Source organism: Corallococcus sp. AB049A (assembly GCF_003668885.1).
GTDB lineage: Bacteria > Myxococcota > Myxococcia > Myxococcales > Myxococcaceae > Corallococcus > Corallococcus interemptor.
This window is the reverse complement of the sequence record NZ_RAWL01000125.1, coordinates 1-20,662: the sequence shown is the minus strand read 5'-3', so window position 1 is coordinate 20,662 and position 20,662 is coordinate 1. Positions and strand designations below refer to the sequence as shown.

13 protein-coding genes are annotated in these 20,662 nt (G+C 72.5%); 9 read left to right on the top strand and 4 right to left on the bottom strand.

Going from position 1 to position 20,662, the window contains the following annotated elements:
* The 3 genes from D7X55_RS15950 to D7X55_RS15940 form a co-directional block, all read left to right on the top strand.
* A partial coding sequence (locus D7X55_RS15950; protein ID WP_121723485.1) for a LysM peptidoglycan-binding domain-containing protein occupies positions 1–1,270 on the top strand: 1,270 nt, incomplete at its 5' end.
* 15 nt (positions 1,271–1,285) lie between these two features.
* Entirely contained in the window at positions 1,286–1,999 is a 714-nt protein-coding gene (gene deoD / locus D7X55_RS15945; RefSeq protein WP_120550714.1) for a purine-nucleoside phosphorylase, read from the top strand.
* 12 nt (positions 2,000–2,011) lie between these two features.
* A complete protein-coding gene (locus D7X55_RS15940; RefSeq protein WP_120550715.1) occupies positions 2,012–2,899 on the top strand; it encodes an alpha-ketoglutarate-dependent dioxygenase AlkB in 888 nt (295 codons plus the stop codon).
* A gap of 109 nt (positions 2,900–3,008) precedes the next feature.
* Here D7X55_RS15940 and D7X55_RS45505 read toward each other — a convergent pair whose 3' ends face one another.
* Positions 3,009–5,231 carry an RIO1 family regulatory kinase/ATPase gene (locus D7X55_RS45505; protein WP_121723484.1) on the bottom strand — a complete coding sequence of 741 codons (2,223 nt, stop codon included), beginning with the start codon at positions 5,229–5,231 and terminating at the stop codon, positions 3,009–3,011.
* A gap of 296 nt (positions 5,232–5,527) precedes the next feature.
* Here D7X55_RS45505 and D7X55_RS45500 point away from each other — a divergent pair, with 296 nt between their 5' ends.
* Entirely contained in the window at positions 5,528–6,265 is a 738-nt protein-coding gene (locus tag D7X55_RS45500; protein WP_120550717.1) for a murein L,D-transpeptidase family protein, read from the top strand.
* A gap of 70 nt (positions 6,266–6,335) precedes the next feature.
* Positions 6,336–7,835, top strand: coding sequence for an amidase (locus D7X55_RS15925; RefSeq protein ID WP_121723483.1), 1,500 nt, complete (start codon positions 6,336–6,338; stop codon positions 7,833–7,835).
* A gap of 1 nt (position 7,836) precedes the next feature.
* On the opposite strand, the gene D7X55_RS44655 is transcribed toward D7X55_RS15925, so the two are convergent.
* Positions 7,837–9,165 (bottom strand): hypothetical protein, encoded by a 1,329-nt coding sequence (locus D7X55_RS44655; RefSeq protein ID WP_233609868.1) that lies wholly within the window; start codon positions 9,163–9,165, stop codon positions 7,837–7,839.
* 180 nt (positions 9,166–9,345) lie between these two features.
* Between D7X55_RS44655 and D7X55_RS15915 the strand changes: the two genes are divergently transcribed.
* The 4 genes from D7X55_RS15915 to D7X55_RS15900 all read left to right on the top strand — a co-directional run bounded on the left by D7X55_RS15915 (position 9,346) and on the right by D7X55_RS15900 (position 17,113).
* Positions 9,346–12,471, top strand: a complete 3,126-nt coding sequence (locus tag D7X55_RS15915; protein ID WP_120550719.1) for a serine/threonine-protein kinase — start codon at positions 9,346–9,348, stop codon at positions 12,469–12,471.
* 58 nt (positions 12,472–12,529) lie between these two features.
* A complete protein-coding gene (locus tag D7X55_RS15910) occupies positions 12,530–13,399 on the top strand; it encodes an NAD-dependent protein deacetylase (RefSeq protein ID WP_121723482.1) in 870 nt (289 codons plus the stop codon).
* Positions 13,400–13,552: 153 nt separating this feature from the next.
* The gene (locus tag D7X55_RS15905; protein ID WP_121723481.1) at positions 13,553–15,571 is read left to right on the top strand and encodes a protein kinase domain-containing protein; all 2,019 of its coding nucleotides are present in this window, start codon (positions 13,553–13,555) and stop codon (positions 15,569–15,571) included.
* Positions 15,572–15,574: 3 nt separating this feature from the next.
* Positions 15,575–17,113 carry an adenylate/guanylate cyclase domain-containing protein gene (locus D7X55_RS15900; protein WP_121723480.1) on the top strand — a complete coding sequence of 513 codons (1,539 nt, stop codon included), beginning with the start codon at positions 15,575–15,577 and terminating at the stop codon, positions 17,111–17,113.
* Between the two features lie 3 nt (positions 17,114–17,116).
* Here D7X55_RS15900 and D7X55_RS15895 read toward each other — a convergent pair whose 3' ends face one another.
* Positions 17,117–17,797, bottom strand: a complete 681-nt coding sequence (locus D7X55_RS15895) for a Crp/Fnr family transcriptional regulator (RefSeq protein WP_014398530.1) — start codon at positions 17,795–17,797, stop codon at positions 17,117–17,119.
* A gap of 419 nt (positions 17,798–18,216) precedes the next feature.
* Positions 18,217–20,662, bottom strand: a 2,446-nt coding sequence (locus tag D7X55_RS15890) for a penicillin acylase family protein (protein ID WP_233609867.1), incomplete at its 5' end; no start/stop codon positions are given.

Below are 20,662 nucleotides of genomic sequence, written 5' to 3'. Positions count from 1 at the left end.
CGCCGAGGCCCCGTCCGCGACGGCGCCCGAGCAGGCCCCGGCCGCACCCGTGGTGACGCCGTCCGGTGCGCCCGCCGCGATGCCGTCCCCCTCGGAGGTGGCCGCCGTCGTCACCGACGCCGCCGTGCGTGAGAACCCCTGCCCGGTGGACGCGGAGGAGGACGACGACGAGGCCACCGCGGCCACCGACGACGAAGGCGTGAGCGAGGAGGGCGAGATGCAGGCGCCGCTCGCACCCGCCGCGCCGTCCGGCCCGCTGTACACCGCCGACCTGTCCGACGAGGCGCTCACCGAGGCGTGGAAGAAGGACCCGGCCACGCTCGGCTCCATGTCCATCGGCTTCGTGGAGAGCGGCCGGCAGCTCAACAGCGTGCGCGTGCCGGATGACAAGGATTGGCTGGTGGTGTCTCCGGAGATTGCCTATGGCACGAAGGAGACCGTCGACTACGTGGCCGCCGCCATCCGCGCGGTGCGCGCGCAGTACCCGAACGTGCCCCCGCTGCGCGTCAACCGCCTGTCCACCAAGGACGGCGGCTACCTGCGCCCGCACAAGAGCCACCAGAACGGCCGCGACGTGGACTTCGGCTTCTACTACCCGACCGCGGAGCCGGTGCGCGAGCGCGAGCGGGAGCGCTACATCGACGTGGCCATGAACTGGGCCCTGGTGCGCTCACTGGTGGTGAACACCGACGTGCAGATGATCCTCGTGGACAAGCGCGTGATGAAGGTCCTGTACGACTACGCGCTGTCCATTGGCGAGGACAAGGTGTGGCTGGATTCGCTGTTCAACGCGGGCTTCAACTCGCTGATCAAGCACGCGCGCCGGCACCGCGACCACTTCCACGTGCGCTTCTTCAACGGCCGCGCGCAGGAGCTGGGCCGCCGGGTGGCGCCGCTGCTGGCGCTCCAGCCGGACCAGAACCTCATGATGTACAGGGTGCGCAACGGCGACACGCTGGGCGGCATCGCGATGAGTCACAACTCCAGCGTGGTGGCCATCAAGAAGGCCAACCGGATGCGCAACACGTTCCTGAGCATTGGCCGGCGGCTGGTGATTCCGCTGAAGGGCCCGTGCACGCACTGCCCGATTCCTCCGCCGGTGCAGCTGCCGCCGCGCCGGCTGCCTCCCGCGACGCAGGCCCCCGCTTTGGTGAACACGGCGCCCGCGGCTTCGGGCAAGCTGCCCAACCCGTGCACTCCCGCCGCGCCGGCACCGACGCCGGTGGCCGTTCCCACGGGTGTTCCGTCCGGTCTGTCGACCGGGCGCTGAAAGGCTTCGCGTTCCATGGCAACTCCGCACATCTCCGCGTCTCCCGGTGACTTCGCCGAAGTGGTCCTCATGCCGGGCGACCCCCTCCGGGCGCGCTACATCTCCGAGCGCTTCCTGGAGAACGCGCGCCCCGTCACGGCGGTGCGCAACATGCTGGGCTTCACCGGGACCTTCCGGGGCAAGCGGCTGTCCGTGATGGGCCACGGCATGGGCGTACCCTCCATCTCCATCTACGCGACGGAGCTGGTGAAGACCTACGGCGCGAAGGTGCTCATCCGCGTGGGCAGCTGCGGCGCGCTGCGCACGGACGTGAAGCTGCGCGACGTCATCGTGGCGATGGGCGCGGGCACGGACTCCAACGTGAACCGCATGCGCGCCATGGGCCACGACTTCCCGGCGGTGGCGGACTTCACGCTGGCCCGCCGCGCGGTGGAGGCGGCGGAGAAGCGCGGCAAGCCGGTGCGCGTGGGCAACGTCTTCACCTCCGACCTCTTCTACCACCCGCAGGAAGCGCTCAACGCGACGCTGGCGAAGATGGGCATCCTGGCGGTGGAGATGGAGATCGCGGGCCTGTACGGCGTGGCGGCGGAGTTCGGCGCGCGGGCGCTGGCGCTGCTCACCGTTTCGGACCACATCCTCACCGGCGAGCACCTGTCTCCGGAGGACCGTCAGACGACGTTCGACGAGATGATCGAACTGGCGTTCGACGTGGCCGCCCAAGAGGCGTGAGGACCTGAGCGCATGGCCTTGCCTCCCCGCAGGGGCCCGGGTTCCCCGCTGGCGCGCAAGGCCGCGCAGCGCACCCCGGGCCACCACTACAACGCGAGCTTCCTGAACCACGCGGACCGCGCCGAAATCCTGGCGTGGCTGGGCACGCTGCACCCGTTGTGGGAGGAGCGCTATTCGAAGCACTTCCCGCCGCCGGAGGGACAGCAGCAGCGGCGGCTCTTGCGGCCCGTGTACTGGCTGGGCAACTGGCAGTTCGCGTGTCTGGACTACTACCGGCCGCCGAAGGGCGTGAAGAACCGCTGCGTGAAGGCGGAGCCCTTCCCGGCGGTGCTGCAGCGGCAGATTGAGAAGGTGGAGGCGCTGGCGCGGCGGATGTTCCGGGGCCCGGACATGCCGCAGGGCTGGCACCTCAACACCTGCCTGGTGAACTTCTACGGCAGCCGGTTGGAGGACGGGCGCTGGGTGGACACCGCGCGCGTGGGCGAGCACAAGGACTTCGAGCCGGGCCCGGTGGCGTCGCTGTCCCTGGGCGAGCGCGCGCTCATCCAGTTCGTCACGTCCACGCGGCCCGGTGAGCGCGACGCGGTGGTGCTGGAGCAGTGGCTGGATGACGGGGCGCTGCAGCTCTTCGGTGGCGCGCAGTGGAAGGAGCAGACGTTCCACCGCGTGCAACGGGTGGACACGCGCGCGGGCCACGTGATGCCGCCGGAGCTGCCGGACTTCCGCACGCGGCGCATCAACCTGACGTTCCGCTACGTGCCGGACGCGCACGTGACGCCGTTCGCGGCGCTGAGCCCGGAGGCCCGCGAGGACGTGCGGCCGTACATGGAGACGCTCGCGAAGGGCAGCCGCTTCTTCCGCGAGGAGCTGGCGAAGGAACCGCCGGTGCAGGCGGAGTAGGGCGCCGCGCCTCCTGCCTGGCGCGGCTCAAACCTGTCCGACAGTCGGACAGGTTTTCGCGGTGCGCCGATGGCGGGGAGGCCTGCCAGGGCGCTCCCCTGACTGAAGGCTAGGAGGAGCCCGTCTCGGGATTCGAGGACGAGGCCGGGGGCGGACGGGCCACGTAGCTCACCTGGGGCGCGGAACCCCGGGACGAACGTCCCGCGCCGCGCTCCGGGCCCTGACGGGGCATCCGGGGACCGTTGTTGGGCAGGTTGCCACGCGCCTCGCGAGGACCCGGCCCCCGGCCATTCTGGCGCGGCTCTCCGTTCTGCTGGGGAGCGTCATCCTGGATGTTGCGCGGAGGCCGGCCGTTCATGCGCGCCGGGGCTCCCGGTCCGTCCTGGCGGGGGCCGCCGTTCTGCTGCGGACGGCCGTTCGCGCGCCACTCGTTGCGCGGGATGCGGCTGTTCTGCTGCGGCGCCTGGCCGCTCACGTCCGCGTCGCCGCCACGGGGCTGGCCGTTCATGGCCGGGTCGCCGCCACGGGGCTGGCCGTTCATGCGCGGCTGCCCGTTCATGGCCGGCTCGCCGCCTCGGGACTGGCCGTTCATGCGTGGCCCGTTCTGCCGCTGCGGACGCTGGCCGTTCTCGCCTTGCGACTGGCCGTCCATGCGTGGCTGCCGCTGTGGGCGCTGGGTGTTCTCGCCTTGCGACTGGCCGTCCATGCGCGGCTGCCGCTGTGGGCGCTGGCCGTTCTCACCCTGGGCCTGGCCGTTCATGCGCGGCTGCCGCTGCGGACGCTGGCCGTTCTCACCCTGGGCCTGGCCGTTCATGCGCGGCGGCCTGTTCTGCCGCTGCGAGGCCTCGCCACTGTCGCCGTGGGGCTGTCCGTTGAACCGCTGCGCCCCGTTCTGCCGAGGGGGCTGGCCATTGTCGCCGTGGGACTGGCCGTTGAGCCGCTGCGGGGCGTCGCCGTGCGGCTGGCCATTCATGCGCTGCGCCCCGTTCTGCTGCTGCGGGGCGTCGCCGTGCGGCTGGCCGTTCATGCGCGCCTCACCGTTGGGCTGGCGCGGCGGACGTCCATCGCGGCGCGGCTCGTTGCGCGGGGTGCCGTTGCGCGGCCCGTTCTGCTGCGGCCGGCCGTTCATGCGCGCATCGCCCTGGGCCGCCGGGGCACTCGCGCCCTGCGCCGGAGCGCCGGTGCGCGGGCCGTTCTGCTGCGGCCGCCCGTTGTTGCCGTTGGGCCGGTTGTTGCCACCGCCCTGGGCCGGACGCGCTCCCGCGTTCTGCTGCGGAGCACCGTTCCCGGGCCGGGGCGCGTTGCCGGTGCGCGGCGGCGGCTTGCCACCGAACCCACCGCGCCGGCGCCCGTCCCTCGAGCTCTGCGTGACGATGGGCCGCCCGCGCTCGCCGCCACCCTGGCGCAGCACCAGCGCCTCCAGCGCGCGCAGCTCCGCCTCCTCCGCGCTGATGCCTTCCTCCTCCACCGCCGCCACGGGCGCCGGAGCCGGACGGGCCTCGGTGAGCCGGGCCTCCTCCTGCTGGAGGAACCGCTCCTGCCGGAAGGCCTGCCGGCCCGCGCCCCGCTGACCCCTCGGCGCCTCGCGGAACGCGCCCGACGGCACGTACTCCGGCGTCAGCTCACGCCGCACGTACGCGTTCCAGATTTCGCCCGTGTCACCCGCGCGGCCCGCCAGCCGGGTCGAAATACCCGTCAGGAACTCGCGCACGTTGTCCAGGTCGCGGCGGAAGTAGAACTCCGCCTGGCTGTTGCGCGCCGCCGCCACCGTCTGCGGAAAGTCGATGATGGTCGGCCCGTTGCCGCTCATCAGGATGTTGTAGGGCGACAGGTCCCCGTGGATGAGGTCCGCGCACAGGGTCCGAATCACCTGTCCCCGCAGGTCCAGGTAGAGGGCCTCGGCCTCCTCGGGCGTCTGGGGCGGGGCCTCCACGAGCCGGGGCGCGGGCTGGCCTTCCGCGTCCAGCACCAGCTCCATCAGGAGGATGCCCTCGTAGAACATCACCGGCGTGGGCACGCGTACGCCTTGCGCGTGCAGCTTGTACAGCGAGTCCGCCTCGGCGCTCTTCCACGCCTCTTCCGCGGCGGCCTGCCCGAAGCGGCTGCCCTTCTCCATGGCGCGCCGCGTGCGCGAGTTGCGCACCTCACGGCCTTCCTTGTAGCCGGCGTTGTTGCGGAAGTTGCGCTCGTGGCGCTCCTTGTACAGCTTCGCTGCGACGACCTGGCCGGCGTGCTGGACCAGCCACACCTCCGCCTCCTTCCCCGTCTTCAGCTGGCCGATGACGGCGTCGATGATGCCGTCGGCGAGGAGGGTCTCGAGGGAGTCATTCATTCTTAGGCAAAAGGCCGGAACGGCACGGGGCGGGGAGCTTCAGTCGCTGCGCGCACCGGCGGCCCCTGCTCGCCATCGTGCACGTTGGAGATGAGAACACCGGGCAGCCCCTGGTTTCCATCGCCGTTACGCTGAACGTCATCCAGAAGGCCCACAGACCGCTTGCTAGCAGCTTGGGAAGCAGGGGGCCAGGGGTGCCCCCGGGCCGGTATCCTGTTCGCCGGCCACCCCTGCCCGGGGACCGGATTGACGTCGGCAGGCGTCCAACCGGTTTTCACCCAAGGAGCATTCCGCCCATGAAGGTCTTTCTCGTGTGGGGTGTCCTGCTGGCCTCGCTGGGGGCGCACGCCGAGGACCGGGTCGCGGCGGCCCGCGAGCGCCAGACCCAGGCCCTGGTCCAGACCTTCCAGAAGGCGGGGCTGGCCTGGCCCCCGGAGGAGCTCTACCTCCGGGCCTTCAAGGTGGAGCGGGAGCTGGAGGTCTGGGCGGGCCGGCCGGGCCAGCCGCTGGTGAAGGTGCGGACCTTCCCCGTCTGCGCCGCCTCCGGCGAGGTGGGCCCCAAGCGGGCCCAGGGCGACCTGCAGGTCCCGGAGGGCTTCTACACGGTGGACCTCTTCAACCCGAAGAGCGCGTACCACCTGTCCATGCGGGTGAGCTACCCGAACGCGCTCGACCGGAAGCAGGGCGCCGCGCAGCCCGGGGGCGACATCTACATCCACGGCGACTGCGTGAGCATCGGCTGCCTGGCCATCGAGGACGGCCCCATCGAGGAGCTGTACGTGATGGTGTCCGAGGCCCGCGCCCGCATGGGCCGTGACGTGCCGGTGCACCTCTTCCCCAGGCGGCTGGACGCGGCCGGGCTCGCGGCGCTGGAGGCCCTGTCCGGCGTCCCGGAGGCCCGGAAGGCCTTCTGGCGCGGCCTGGAGCCGGGATACCGCTTTTTCGAGGAGTCCCGGCGTCCACCCCGGGTGAAGGTGGACGCCGCCCGGTCCGCCTACGTGGTGACGCCCGCGCCCCAGGCCAGGGCGCGCTGAGGAGCTGGTAGAACGCGGGGGACGGCCAGGCCCGTGTCTCCGGCGCCGCCGTCCGGGGGAAGCCGCGCGCATGAGTTCATCGATCCCGCATCAGGAGCCTGAAGTCACCGGGGGCGCGCGAGCGCTCGTGTCCCTCACGACGACGGAGCTGGCCGCGGCCCTTCGGGAGCGTCGCGTCAGCGCGGTGGAGGCGCTGGACGCCTTCCTCACCCGTGCCCGCGAGCACAACCCCGCGCTCAATGTCGTGGTGACGTGGGACGAGGCCCAGGCCCGGAAGCGGGCGGAAGCGGCGGACGCGGCGCTGGCCCGGGGAGAGCTGTGGGGCCCGCTGCACGGCGTGCCCTTCACGGTGAAGGACGCGTTCAGCACCGGGGGCCTGCGCACGACGTCCGCCCATCCGGCCTTCGCGGAGTATGTGCCCGCGGAGGACGCGACCGTGGTGGCCCGGCTCAAGGCGGCGGGGGCCATCCTCTTCGGCAAGACGAACCTGCCGCCGTTGTCGGGGGACCTGCAGACGGACGGGCCGCTCTGGGGCCGGACGAACAACCCGCACGACCTGGGGCGCACGCCGGGCGGCTCCAGCGGGGGCGCGGCGGCGGCGGTGGCGGCGGGGCTCACCCCGTTCGAAATGGGCAGCGACATTGGTGGCTCCATCCGGCAGCCGGCGCACTACTGCGGCATCGTGGGCATCAAGCCCACGGAGCACCGCGTCTCCACCTTCGGCCACATCCCGGATATGCCGGGCGGGCCGCGCCACGTGCGCCACATGGCGTGCGCGGGGCCCCTGGCGCGGTCGGTGGCGGACCTGCGGCTCCTCCTGTCCCTCATCGAGGGCGCGGATCCGCGCGCTCCGGAGGTGCCGCCCGTCGCGCCGGTGGGGCCCGCGAAGCCCCGGGCGCTCAAGGGCCTGCGGCTGGCGTGGGCGGACACGCTGGGCCCCTTCCAGGCCGACCGCGAGACGCGCGAGGTGTTCCAGCGCTTCGCCGCCGCCGCGCGCGAGCAGGGCGCCGTGGTGGAGCAGGCGGTGCCCTCGGGGCAGGACTTCGCGGACCTGGTGGAGGTGTGGGGGCTGCTGAATGGAGGCGAGGTGGGCGCGCCCCTGCCGCCGCCATTGCGCGAGGGCTACCAGCAGCAGTTCCTTCCCTTCGAGCGCGACCTGCTGGCGAAGGCCATCCTGCAGGGCTCGCGCGTGGACATGACGGGCTACGGCACGGCGCTCAGCCGGCGGGATGGGCACATCGGCCAGCTGGAGGACTTCCTGTCCGGCTGGGACGCGTGGCTCGTGCCGGTGGCGATGACGGCCGCGCCGGTGCACACGAAGTTCGGGGCTCCCGTGGACGTGGACGGCGTGCCTCGCGACTACCTGGAGGCGCTTGGTGGGTTCACCTGTCTGTTCAACGCGACGGGGAGCCCCGTGGTGGTGCTCCCCATCGGGCGCACGGCGTCGGGCCTGCCGGTGGGGGCCCAGCTGGTGGGGCGGCGTTGGATGGATGGGGCGCTGCTCGACGTGGCGGAAGCGCTCTTGCCGCTGGGCGGCGGTGTGCGGTGGCCTTCGGCGTTCACGCCGTGAGTCAGTAGACGCGCAGCAGGCGCGAGCGGCATTCGAAGTGCGGGTTGCGCACGTCGATGACGTAGACCTCGCCGGTGGTCTCATCGAAGTTGCCGGCGAGGAGCCCCGCGGCGGCGAGCGCGGCGAGGTAGACGTTGTCCGTGGCCTTCTTCATGTCGCTGGCCTTTCGCGTGTAGACGACGCGGCCCTCCACGGCCCACACGCTGCGGATGCCGTCGGTGTGCACGCCCATGGCGTCCGGGGGCGGCGCGGCGGACTTGCCCAGCGCGGGCGGGACGGACTGGAGCACGTAGTCGTCGTAGGCGCGGTTGCCGCTGCGGCTGATGAGCTTCACCTCGCGCAGCAGGCCGTCCGGGCCCTGGTTCAGCTCCAGCGTGACGGTGAGCTTCATCGTGCTGACGCCGTGGGCGAAGTCCTGGAGCTCCTCGCCCGCCTGGGACTGGGCGCGCAGGCGGTTGTAGCCGGGCTCGTCGCGGGCGCGCTTCGCGACGAGCTCGCCCGGCTTGGGGGCGCTGCGAAGTCCGGGCATGCTCCCGGGGCTGCCGCTGGCGCCGAACTGCCGGGCCTTCTCCGCGTACGAGTACAGGAGCTGCTTGGGGAAGCTGGGCATGTCGAAGAGGGGCGGGGCTTCCATCTGCTTCTCCAGCTGCGCGCGCAGCTGCCCGAAGTAGGGGTGCACGCGGCCGGTCTCCACGCGGTCCCTCGCGCGGCGTTCGTCGATGATGCCCTGCACGCGCTCCGACACGAGCGCGCGCTCCTCGGCGGCGCGGGACTCGGCGGACAGGCTGGGGTCGCCAGGGCGCAGCGTGCGGCCTCCGCCCCGGGAGTTCTCCGGCGTCGTGATGATGACCCCGCCCGGGTTCGAGCCGGGGGAGGGGAGCAGGTTCGGAGACAGCGTGCCCGGAGGCTGCGCACGGGGGGCGTCCGCGGTGGGCGCCCGGGTCGCGATGTCCAGGCGCGGAACGTCCTCCGCCGGTGCGCGCGGAGCGTCTTCGGCGGGAGCGGGCTCGCGCGTCGCGACGGGAGGCGGAGGCGGCTCCGGCGGTTCGCGGTTCGCGGTCGCCGGCGGTGCCTCCGGCTGCGCGGCCTTCACCGGTGCGCGTGGTTTCGAAGGGGGTGGCGGCTCACGCGTCGCGATGCCGGACGGTGGCGTGGCGGGCTCCTGGACCGGAGTGACGGAAGGGGAGGTGATGATCTCCACCTCGACCGCCTTCGCGCGCACCTGCGCCGTGCGTCCGTTGGATGACGGATGAGGGTCCAGCGCCCACAACAGCCCGAAGAGGAGGGCGTGCAGCGCCAGCGATATCAGGGCCCATCCGAGACGTCGCAACCGCCGCATGCTCGGACACTGAGCAGAAAGGGGCCCCTGCCTCAACACAATGCACTCCCTGCGTTCGTGAACCGACGTCCCACCCGGCGAGCAGGCGACCCTTCAACGGTTGAAACGTCCCCCGGGTGACTCGACGCCCGCCGTGACACCTGCTGTGCTGCTGGCCTCCTCGTGCCTCCCATGCCCCTCGCCTGCCTGGACGAAACCACGTTCATGGACCTCCTGCTCGGGACGCTGCCTCCCGACAGGGCCGCGCTCGTCGACGAGCACCTGGACACGTGTCCCTCCTGCCGGCGCATGGTGTCCGAGGCGCTGAAGGTGCAGCCGCCCGTGGAGGAGGGGCCCGTTCCGGAGGAGGAGGTCCTCGACAGCCAGCTGGCGACGCTGGCCGTGGACCCGTGGCGCGGGAAGAAGCCGCGCCTGCGCCTGCCCACGCCGCCCCTGGCGCGCGGCACGGCGGTGGGGCGCTACCTCATCCTGGAGATGCTGGGCGTGGGCGGGATGAGCGTCGTGTACGCCGCCTATGACCCGGAGCTGGACCGCCGCGTCGCGCTCAAGCTCCTCCAGGTGGAGGCGCTGGGGCTGGGCGCGGAGGCGGGCCGCACGCAGGTGCTGCGCGAGGCGAAGGCCATGGCCCGCGTCTCCCATCCGCACGTCGTCTCCGTCTTCGACGTGGGCACCTTCGGCCGGCAGGTCTTCCTGGCCATGGAGCTGGTGGACGCGCACACGCTGCGCAAGTGGGAGCACGACGGTCCGCACCCGTGGCGCCAGGTGGTGGAGGTGTTCCTCGCCGTGGCCCGGGGGCTCGCCGCGGCGCACGCGGTGGGCGTGGTGCACGGCGACGTGAAGCCGGAGAACATCCTCGTCGGGCAGGACGGCCGCGTGCGCGTCACCGACTTCGGCCTGTCGCGCATCATGTTCGGCGCCGTGGTCCCGGCCCTCACCCCCGGAGGCCCCGACCATCCGCGCGCCATGGAGGGCGGCACGCCCGCGTACATGGCCCCGGAGCAGTTTCCGCCCGAGGAGCGCACCGACGCACGAAGCGACCAGTTCGGCTTCTGCGTCGCGCTCTACGAAGGCCTCTACGGCGAGCGCCCCTTCGCGGGCAGCACGGTGGAGGAGCTGTCCCAGGCGGTGCACGCGGGGCGCGTGAAGAGCGTGCCCCGGCACTCGGGCGTGCCGCAGTGGCTGCGCAAGGTGGTGGTGAAGGGCCTGTCGGTGAAGCCCGAGGACCGCCACGCCTCCATGGAGGCGCTCATCGCCGCGCTGGAGTCGGACCCGGCGGCGCGCCGGACCCGGCGGCTGCGCGTCGCGGGCGCATCACTCTTGCTCCTGTCCGCGGTGGGGCTCACGCACGTGCTCCACGGCCGCGACGTCACGGGCTGCGAGGGCGCCGCGCGCGCCATGGACGGCGTGTGGGACGCGCCCCGGCAGCAGGCGGTGGAGGCGGCCTTCGTCGGCACCGGGCGCCGCTTCGCGCACGACGCCTTCCGGCACGTGCGCCGGGGATTGGATGCGTACACCGCCGCGTGGGTGACGACACGCACGGCGGCGTGCGAGGCCACCCGCGTGCGCCACGAGCAGAGCGAAGCGGTGATGGCGCTGCGCATGCGCTGTCTGGACGCGCGGCTCGCGGACGTGGCCGCGCTCACGCAGCTGTTCACGCAGGCGGATCCGGACCTGGTGGAGCGGGCGCCCCGCGCGGTGGAGGGGCTGACGACGCTGGCGGGCTGTTCGGACGTGGAGGCGCTGACGTCGCGAGGCCACTCCGCGCCGGACGACCCCGCCGCCAGGGACCGCACGGTCGCGCTGCTCCAGGCGCTGGTGGACGCGCGGGCGCTGCGCGCCGCCGGCCGCTATTCGCAGGGCGTGGCGCGCGTGGAGCCGGTGGCCCAGGCCGCTCGCGCCGCGGGGGACTGGTCCGGCGCCGCGGATGCGCTGCTGCTGCTCGCGGAGCTGAAGGACGGGGCAGGGGACTACCGGGGCGCGGAGGCCACGGTGCTCCAGGCCGCGTGGACCGCGGAGGCTGGCCGCAACGACGACGCCGCCGCTCGCGCGTGGACGCTGGCGGTGCGCGTGACGGGCGAACGGTTGGATCACTACGCGCAAGGGCAGCAGGCCGCGGAGCGAGCCAGCGCCGCGGTGGAGCGTCTGGGCGGCAGCAGGGAGCTGGCCGGGGCGCTCGCGATGAACCTGGGCCGGCTGTTGTCGCGTCAGGGCCGCTACCCGGAGGCGCACGAGCAGCTCACCCGCGCGCTGTCCTTCCTGGAGAAGCGCTTCGGTCCGGAGGCCCTGGAGGTCGCGGACGTGCGCGTGGAGCTGGGCACCGTGCGCCGCTCCCAGGGGCGCGCGGAGGAGGCCCTGGGCCTCTATGAGCGCGCGCTGGGCACCGTGCGAGGAGCGCTGGGGCCCGAGCATCCGGACGTGGCGCGCATCCGGCTGGAGCAGGCCAGCGTGCGCTGGCAGCAGGGTGACTTCGTGCAGTCGGAGCGGCTGGCCCGGGGCGCGCTGGCGCTGTTGGAGCGCTCGCTGGGCCAGGACCATCCGCAGGTGGCGGACGCGCTCAACAGCCTGGCGCTGGCGCTGCAGTACCAGGGCAAGCGCGAAGAGGCGCTGCCCCTGTACGAGCGCGCGCTGCGCATCGCGGAGACGACGGAGGGGCGCGACAGCTCCACGGTGGCCATCATCGTCAACAACATCGGCACGCTGCTGGTGCACATGGGCCGTCTGGAAGAGGCCACGCAGCGCTTCGCCACGGCGCTGGCGCAGGTGGAGAAGAGCCTGGGCCCGGACCACCCCACGCTGGCGCTGGTGCTGCGGGGCATGGGCCAGACGCTCAGCTACCGCAACCAACCGGACCAGGCGCTGCCGTACTTCCAGCGCGCCGCCGCGCTCCAGACGTCCCTGCCCGACGACGTGAACGGCGGCTGGACGGGAGCCCTGGTGGACCTGGGACGCACCTACATGGTGCTCGGCCGTCCGCGCGAGGCGCTGGTCCCGCTGGAGAAGGCCGTCACGGGGTGGGAGCGCGCCCGGCCCCGTCCAGCGGAGCGCCCCGCCGCGCGCTACATGCTGGGCCGTGCCCTGTGGGACGCGAAGCAGGACCCGGCCCGAGCGGTGCGGCTGGTCGCCGAGGCCCGCCAGGAGGCCGCCGCGCTGCCGGACGAGGAGTCCTCCGTGCCGGAGCTGCGCCAGGCGATGGACCGCTGGATCGCCAGGCTGCCCCCCGGCGCGCGCAGGGACCTCAAGGCCGCCATGGCCACGCCCAAGCCCGCGGACCCCGCGAGGGATGCGCTCGTCCGATAGGCGCCCCAGCCAAGGCCACGGGGCAGGCGCGCACGGGCCGCGTTATACGGGGGGTGGAATGACGCTCCTCACCACGGACTCCCCTGTCGCCGCGCTCCCGCTCGAAGCGGGCGTGGACGCCCTGGCCTCGCTGCTGCGCGGACGCCGCATCGTGGTGCTCACCGGCGCCGGAATCAGCACCGAGTCCGGCATCCCCGACTATCGCGGCCCGGAGACGCGCCACAAGGTGCGCAACCCCATCCAGCACCGCGAGTTCCTCCACAAGCCGGAGGTGCGCCAGCGCTACTGGGCGCGAAGCCTGCTGGGCTGGCCGCGCTTCACCTCCGCCCGGCCCAACGACGCGCACTTCGCGCTGGCCACGCTGGAGAAGGCGGGCGTGGTGCCGGGGCTCATCACCCAGAACGTGGACGGCCTGCACCACGCGGCCGGCAGTGAGCGCGTGCTGGAGCTGCACGGCGCGCTGTCCCGGGTGCGCTGCCTTGCGTGTAGCGCCCAGGAGCCCCGCGCGTCACTCCAGGCGCGGATGCTGGGCCTCAACCCGGACTTCGCGCACACCGTCGTGGAGCTGCGTCCGGACGGCGACGCGGAGCTGTCCCAGGAGGCCCTGGAGGGCTTCCACGTCCCCGCGTGCACGCGCTGCGGCGGGACGCTCAAGCCGGACGTGGTGTTCTTCGGTGACAACGTCGCGGCGCCGCTGGTGCAGGACGCGTTCGCGCTCGTGGAGGAGGGGGACGCGCTGCTGGTGGTGGGCTCGTCGCTGACGGTCTACTCCGGCTACCGCTTCGTCACCCGCGCCGCGGAGCGGCACATTCCCATCGGCATCCTCAACATCGGGGAGAGCCGGGGCGACGGGCTCGCGGATGTGCGCGTGGAGGCGAGGGCAGGGGACGTCCTGCCCCGGCTCGCCCAGGCGCTGACCCGCGCCTGACGCTCCTCCTCCCACACCCGCCGTGCAGCCGGGCGCCGGAGCTTCGCGCGCGGCACCGAATGGGCACGCCCGGGGAGGGGCCAGGTGTGCCATCATCCCCGGCTTCGCGAGGCACGCGCGCCATGCCGTGCCCGGGACGGAGACACAGGGCCGATGGACACCGGACGCCCCCTGGGCGGCAGGTACGCGCTGGAGCGCAGGATTGGCGGCGGTGGCATGGGCGCCATCTGGCGGGCCGTCGACCTGCAGCTCCAGCGGCACGTGGCCCTCAAGCTCATCGCCTCCGACGTCGTCGCGCGCACGCCGGAGGCCCACCGCCACTTCGAACAGGAAGCCCAGGCCGTGGCCCGGCTGCGCCACCCGCACGTGGTGCAGGTGCATGACTCCGGCGTGGACGGCGGCGTGCCGTACATCGTCATGGAGCTGCTGGAGGGCGAGGACCTGGAGACGCGCCTCACCCAGCAGGGGCGCCTGTCCCCGGCCCGGGTGGCCGCGCTCGTCACGCCGGTGGCCCGGGCCCTGGCGGCGGCGCACGCGGCGGGGCTCGTCCACCGGGACCTGAAGCCCGCCAACCTCTTCCTCGCCCACGTGGACGGGGAAGAGGTGGTGAAGGTGCTCGACTTCGGGCTCGCGCGCTCGCTCGACCCGTCCCGCGCGCCCGTCCAGGCCGAAGGGCTCGCCGGCACGCTGCGCTACATGAGCCCGGAGCAGCTGCGCGCGGATCCGGACCTGGACGCGAGGGCGGACCTCTGGTCCCTCGCGGTGGTGCTCTACCGCGCCCTCACCGGCCAGTTCCCCTACGGCCCCGAGTCCGTGGGCGCGCTCCTGCGTGGCACCTTCCATCCGCCCGCGGTGCCCGTCTCGCAGCTGGTGCCGGAGCTGGGCGCGGCCGGGGACGCCTTCTTCCAGCGCGCGCTGCACCCGAAGCCGGAGCAGCGCTTCACGTCCGCGCGCGAGCAGGCCGCCGCCTTCGTCGCGCTGGTGGACGCGGGCCGCGCCACGCAGGCCGCCACGGTGCTGGTGGTGGACGACGAGCCGGACGTGGAGCTGCTCATGCGCCAGCGCTTCCGCCGGCACGTGCGCGACGGCGTCTACCGCTTCGTCTTCGCGCGCGACGGTGAAGAGGCGCTGGAGGCCCTGCGCCAGAACCCGGACACGCACGCCGTCCTGTGCGACCTGAACATGCCGCGCATGGACGGGCTCACCTTCCTGTCGCGCGTGGGGGAAGTGGATCCGCTGGTGAAGGTCGTCATCGTCTCCGCCTACGGAGACATGCCCAACCTGCGCACGGCGATGAACCGGGGCGCGTTCGACTTCCTCGTGAAGCCGGTGGACCTGGACGACCTGGAGTCCACGCTGGCCAAGACGGTGCGGCATGTCGCCGAGCTGCGACGCGCGGTGCGCTCCACGGAGGAGAACGCGCTTTTGCGCATGTTCGTCAACGGCGGCATCGTGGACCGGGTGCTGCCGCTGGTGCGAGGCCCCGGCGGGCTCGCGGGCGAGCAGCTGGACGCCACGGTGGCCTTCCTGGACGTCGCGGACTTCACCGCCGTCACCCGCGAACATCCGCCCGAGTCCGCGCTGCGCCGGCTCAACGCCAACTTCGAGGTCATCCTCCCGGAGCTGGAGTCGCGCGGCGGCGTGGTGGACAAGTTCCTGGGCGACGCCGTGATGGCCGTCTTCCAGGGCGAGGGCCACGTGTCCCGAGCGCTGGACGCCTGCCTCGCGGTGAAGCAGCGGCTGCAGGGCCTGGCGTGGAGCGGCGGAGACGCGTCCCCGTACGCCCACGGCGTCTGCATGGGCGTGGACACGGGGCCCGTCGTCTCCGGCAACGTGGGCGCGGCCGGGCGCGGGCGCCTGGACCACACGGTGCTGGGGGACGTGGTGAACACCGCGGCCCGGCTGGCCACCGTGGCCGCGCGCGACCAGGTGCTGGTGAGTGAAGCCCTGGCCACGCGGCTCCAGGGCACCTTCGAGTGCCGGCTCGCCGCAGACCGCCACCTGCCCGGACCCGGAGGCCAGCCGCTCGCGGTGCGCGAGGTGGTGGCCCGCATGGGCAGCCCGTCCGAGTCCTCCACGGACCGCACCTCCGAACAGGTGGCCCCCGCCGTCCTGGAAGCGCCCGCCGCTCCGCCCCGGCCCGGGGCCTTCACCGCCAAGGGGCCCGCCTGACGCATGCGCGTCATCCTCAATCCAGGCCAGGTGGATGAACGGGTGGTGATGCTGCCGGAGGGCACCACCACCATCGGCCGCACGGAGGAGAACGGCATCCGCGTGCCACACCCCAGCCTGTCCCGGCGCCACGCGCGGCTGGAGCGCGCGGGCGGGCGCGTGGTGCTGGTGGACCTGGACAGCAAGAACGGCAGCTTCGTGGGGCCGCACCGCGTGTCGCGCCAGGAGCTGGGCCACGGCCAGTCCTTCCGCTGCGGCGAGGTGTGGTTCCGGCTGGTGTCCCTGGACACGCCGCTGCCGGACGGCTGGGGCCCGCTGCGCACGCAGCCTTTGGAGACGCGCTTCTCCGCGGGCCCCATGGAGGCGCTGCTCGACACGCGCTCGCCGGACCGCACCCGCGACAAGCTCCAGGTGCTCCTCAAGGTGGGCCAGATTCTCTCCTCCCCGGGCCCGGTGGACGGGCTGCTGGAGCGCGTCGTCCAGCTCGTCTTTCAAATCTGGGCGGTGGACCGGGCGGCGGTGCTGCTGGTGGACCGGGACACGGGGACGCTGGTGCCGCGCGTGTCCCGGGGCGCGCGGGGCGGGGCGCTGCCGGAGCGCTTCTACAGCCAGCACATCGTGGACTACGTGCACTCGCGCGGCGTGGCGGCCCTCTTCACCGACGCGAAGGACGACTCGCGGCTCGTGGGCGCGGACTCCGTCTTCCGGCAGGCCATCCGCGCCTCGCTGTGCGTGCCCCTGCGCACGCGCGACGCGGTGCTGGGCGTGCTGTACCTGGACAGCCTCACCCAGGGCGGCCTCTTCACGGACGAGGACCTGGAGTTCCTCACCGCCTTCGCCAACCAGGCCGCCATCGCCCTGGACCACGCGCACCTGGCGCGGCGGCTGGAGGAGGAGGCGGTGCTGCGCAATGCCTACCAGCGCTTCTTCCCACCGGACGTCGTGCGCCAGCTGAAGGCGCTGAGGGGCGTGCCGCTGGAGGTGCGCGAGGCGAACGTCACCATCCTCTTCTCCGACATCACCGGCTTCACCGCCCTGTCCTCGCGCCTCAAGCCCCGGCAGGTGGTGGACATGCTCAACGCGTACTTCCCCGTGATGGCGGACGTCGTCTTCCGCCACGAGGGCACGCTGGAGAAGTACATCGGCGACGCGCTGATGGCCGTGTGGGGCGCCCCCTTCGCCCGGCCGGACGACGCGGACCGGGCTGTGCGCGCGGCCGTGGAGATGCAGCGCGCCCTGGCGGACCTCAACGCCCGCTGGAGGGCGGAGGGCGTGCCGGAGATTGAAGTCCACATCGGGCTCAACTCCGGCCCGGTGGCGGCGGGCAACATCGGCTCGGAGCACTACCTCCAGTACGCCACCGTGGGAGACGCCACCAACGTCGCGTCCCGCGTGTGCGGCGTCGCGCGCCCGGGCGAGGTGCTGATGACGGACGCCACGCGCGCCCTCTTGGATCCGAACGCCTTCGTGCTGGAGCCGCTGGAGCCCGTGAAGGTGAAGGGCCGTGAGGAGCCGCTGTCCCTCTTCCGCGTGCGCGGCTGAGGGCTACTCCGCGTCCTGCCCCAGCCGCTCCGGCTGGAGGAGGATGATCTGCCCGCCCTCGAAGCTGAGCATCCCCTCGCGCACGTAGTAGCGCAGCCACTTGTTGACGCTCTCGCGGGTGACGCCGCACAGGTTGGCCAGCTCCGACTGCGTGAGCTTCGGGGTGATGACCAGCCCCTCGGGGCCCTGCTTCCCCTGCGTCTTCGCCAGCTCCAGCAGCACCCGCACCAGGCGGCTGCGCGCGTCCAGGAAGGCCGAGTCGTAAACGAGCTGCGTCGTGCGCCGCACCAGCCGGCTCATGTTCGCGAGCAGCGCCAGGCTCACCTGCGGCCGCGTCTCCAGGTAGCGCCGGAAGTCGTCGCGCTGGAGCGTGAGCAGGTGCGCCTCCTCGCGCGCCATGGCGTCCGTGGAGCGCATCTCGCCGTCCAGGAGCGACAGCTCTCCGAAGGCGTCTCCCCGGTCCAACAGCGCCAGGGTGATTTCGCGCCCCTCGCTGGAGGAGAGCCGGATGGCCACCTGGCCGCGCCGGATGATGAACAGCGCGGTGCCCACGTCCCCCCGATGGAAGATGACCTCCCCCCGCGCGAAGCGCCGGGGCTGGAGGAGCGACGACATGTTCTCCAGGTCCTCCCGGCCGAGGCTTTCAAACATGGGGATTTCGGCCAGCAGCTGCGCGTAGGACATGAGGGGAACCCCATTCTGCCCGCAATCCCCGGATGCAGGTAGGGAAGCCTCCCATCCAGGTCGGGCGGACAAGTCCGGCGGGTGTGAACGTCTTCACACCGGGCCTGTGGGCCGCTTCACAGATCGAAACAGGGGGTCCCGGTACTGTTCCTTCATCGCAGCACGGGAAGCAGGGGGGCCCGCGCAGCAGCGACACGGTGAGTCAGGGAGTCGGGGGACTTCTTAGCCCACCGCGGCGTGCGCGGGAAATGGGGGGGACCGCAGGGGCTGGCACATAGAAGGGGGAAGCGTCGAGTTTCTGAGGGGGAACTCGACGCGAATACGAGTGCCGGCTCCCGCTGGAGCCTGAGAAGCAACTGAACCCGGGCCTGGAGGCCCGTCGCTCCGGGGGGAGTGACGGCCTTCAAGTCCGGGTTGTTTTATTTGGCCAGGGCCACCGCGGGCGCGAGCGTCAGCGTGGACTCGCGGTGCTTCTCCACCGCCTCGCGCGTGTGGAGCATGGGGTGGAACTCCACCTTGCGGTTGAGCTCCATCAGGTCGTCGCGGTGCTTGTGGAACAGGTGCTCCGACTGCCCCGGCGCGTGGATGGACACGGAGCGGGACAGGTCCGCCAGGTCCACGATCATCCGCAGCGCGGTGCCGTGGACCACCTTGAAGGGGTGGCTCCAGAGGAACGACGCGCCGTCCACGGAGTAGTTGTCACCCCGGGCCGGCACCGGCGCGCTGTTGAAGACGCGGCGGATGGGGCCGGGGATGGCGGGCCCGCCCAGCGTCTGGTGCGCGTACGTCAGCTGGTGCACCTGGCCCCAGGCCCAGGCCTCCGGCTTCGGGCCGTACGTCTTCACCAGCCACGCGGTGGCCACGCCCAGCGCCGCGCGGAGGATGTCGTCGCGCGTCTCCTTCTCCGGCGTCTTCGGGTCGTCCCACCAGGCGCTGTCCGGCTGGGACATCAGGCCGATGACGAAGGGCATGTGCAGGCTGCCATGCCGTTCGTACTGGCCCATCAGGTATTCCTTCACCAGCGACGGCTCCAGCTTGTGCTGGAGCAGCTTGCGCAGCACCTCGATGTACCAGGCCTGGAACACCGTGGCTCCCACGGCCTCCGGCTCGAAGCGCAGGTCCCACGCCTTCAGCGCCTCCACCGCCTGGCGCTGCATGTCGTCCGCCGGAAGGGCCGCCGCCAGGAAGTAGGGGCGCAGCGCCTCCGCGGGCAGCGAGTACGTCTGCGCCTGGATGTCCCGCATGGAGTCCACGGTGTGCTGCGTGCCGGCCTCCAGCAAGTCAGTGATGCGTTTCGCGCGGTAGCCCGGGAACCAGTTGTGCGCGATGAGGTGCGGGTAGTCGTCGGACGTGATCTTGTTGTTCGCCGTGGCCGCGTAGCCCGCGGGCGGGTTGAGGGACGCGGGCAGCTCCTCGAAGGGGATGAAGCCCGTCCACTCGTTGTCGCCCGTCCAGCCCGGCATGGGCAGCAGGCCCTGGTGGCCCTGACGGATGGGAATCTTGCCCGTGGACTGGAAGCCCACGTTGCCGGCCGTGTCCGCGTACACGAAGTTCTGGCCCGGCCCCTCCCAGCGCTTCATGGCGGCGCGGAAGGACGTCCAGTCCGTGGCCAGGTTGAGCTGGAGCACGGAGTTGATGAGCGGCTGGCATTCACGGTGCGCCCACTTGAGGGACAGGGGCTCGCTGTCCTTCAGCTCCTCCGCCATCACCGCGTTCATCAGCGGGCCGTGGCGGGTGCTCTTCACCTCCAGCACCACGGGCGCGCCGCCCTTCACCGGGATCTCCTCGCGGCGCACCTCCAGGTCGTGCCAGACGTCCTGGTACAGGTACTTCCTGGGCGCCTTCGGGTCGTCCAGCTTCTCGATGTAGAAGTCCTGGGTGTCCGGCCCCAGGTTGGACATGCCCCAGGCCACCTTCCCGTTGTGGCCGACAATCAGCATGGGCACGCCGGGCAGGGAGAAGCCCACGTGCTGGAAGCGGCCGCCGTGCAGGCCGTTCTCGTACCAGGTGGACGGCATTCCCAGCGGGATGTGCACGTCGTTGGCGAGCAGCGGCTGGCCGCTCTTCGTGCGCTGCCCGTGCACCACCCAGTTGTTGCTGCCGGAGACGATGTTGGGGTCGCCCATCACCGCGTCCACGCTGTCCAGGCCGGACATGGCCTTCACGTCCTTGAGGCCCGGCAGGCGCGCCTCCTTGGGGACGATGAGCGGCGTCTCCGGCGCGTTCTGCGGCAGGAGGGCATTCGCCACCTCCTCACCCACCGCGGCGACGAGCCGCGCGCGGAAGAGCTCCAGGCGGTGGTTGCCGCCCAGCATCATCGCCAGCAGGTTGCCGCGCGCGAGCGTGTCCACGGGCGTCCAGGGCGTGGGCTCCGTGCCCATCACGGTGAACTCGTACGACAGCGGCTCCGCGGCGATGCGCGCGTTGATGCCCGCGCTGTACGCCTCCACGATGGCGCGCGCCTCCGGGTCCACCTGCTCCCAGGACTTCTCCGCCATGTGGCGCAGGCCCATGGTGCGCAGGAACCGGTCCGCGCCCAGGCCCATGGCGCCCAGCAGGCTCGCGAGCCGGCCGTCCACCAGCCGGCGGCCCATCTCCAGCTGCCACAGCCGGTCCTGCCCGTGCACGTAGCCCTGGGCGAAGAAGAGGTCGTGCTCGTCGTTGGCGAAGATGTGCGGCACGCCCCACGTGTCGCGCACCACCTCCACCTTGCCGTGCACGCCGGGCAGGGTGAGCGTGCCCTCCTCGCGCGGCCAGCGGCGGCGGGCGAGCCACGGGCCCACGCCCGGGGTGGCCACGGCCATGGCGGGCGGCAGCATGCGCATCATGCGCAGGACCATCGAGAAGGCACTCATGACGCGGAGG